The following is a 1,034-nucleotide window of genomic DNA, read 5'->3' on the forward strand; positions in this document are numbered from 1 at the left end:
GCATCGAGTAAGTCTACCATGTATTTCCCACCTCCGTTTCTTGTGGTAACCCAGGCAATCCTTGCTCCTGTCTCCGATACAGCACTTTCCCATACTGCAAGTCTCAACAACAAGACCGTTGGCGTGCAGCTGGGCACCACCTGCCATATCTTCCTTGATGATATTGACCAGAGTCGTGATGACTTCAGTGTAACCATCAAGGCATATGATGAGGTTGGCTTTGCCATCGAGGATATGCTCAACGGCAATCTTGATGCAGTGGTTACCGACTCTGTCATCGCCAGTGACTTCGTCATGACCAATGACAACTATGCCAGCAAACTGAAGATCACCGGTAGCGCAAGTGACTTGGGAGAGCCTGAGCCGATTGCCATTGCAACCCTGAAGGGTAACAGTGAGGTACTTGACCTGGTCAACAATGGTTTGAAGACCATGGAAGAGAATGGAACAATGGATGCACTGAAAGAGAAGTGGGGCATCATCTAAACAGACCTTGTTTCACTATTGTTGCAGCCGCCGTGAGGCGGCTGTACTGTTTATAGGGAATATGTGAATAATTATACAGATTAGCTTGACTTTACATGCATAATTATGTAGTACTTCCCTTATATCAGTAGAATGTGAGAATATATGGAAAAACAACCATTTGATAATGAAACAATGAAAATGCAGAAGATACGGGACCAGGTTGTCTCTGTAGACCCAACTGCACAGAAAAAAAAGGTACTTACCATCCAGATGACCGATGGAGTGCTCATTCCGCGTAAGGATGATGGACATGTACTGAATTCATGGAGGATTACCTTCTTCAGTGCTATCCTCTTGCTTACTGGCTTGGTTATGTTCAAACCCCAACCTTATCGTGATATTTTCATGGTGACCATCAAGGGAACCCCTGTAACATTCCAAGCTACCATCTTTGCAATTTTGGGTGCCTTGATTATCGGAACCGTCACTGGCCTTGGTTCGGTGAGTAAACGGCGCTGGGTCAATATGCTCAGCGGTGTTTATGTGGAATTGATTCGGGGTATTCC

The 1,034-nt window shown here is 45.6% G+C and carries 1 protein-coding gene and 1 pseudogene; both read left to right on the forward strand.

Annotated features, from left to right (window positions below; genetic code table 11):
* Window positions 1–486: transporter substrate-binding domain-containing protein (locus JF818_RS02950; protein WP_198890496.1), on the forward strand; the 486-nt coding region annotated here is incomplete at its 5' end.
* Window positions 487–630: 144 nt separating this feature from the next.
* Window positions 631–1,034: pseudogene (locus tag JF818_RS02955) on the forward strand (amino acid ABC transporter permease); the annotation flags it as partial.

Source organism: Sphaerochaeta sp. S2, assembly GCF_016406725.1.
Classification (GTDB): domain Bacteria; phylum Spirochaetota; class Spirochaetia; order Sphaerochaetales; family Sphaerochaetaceae; genus Sphaerochaeta.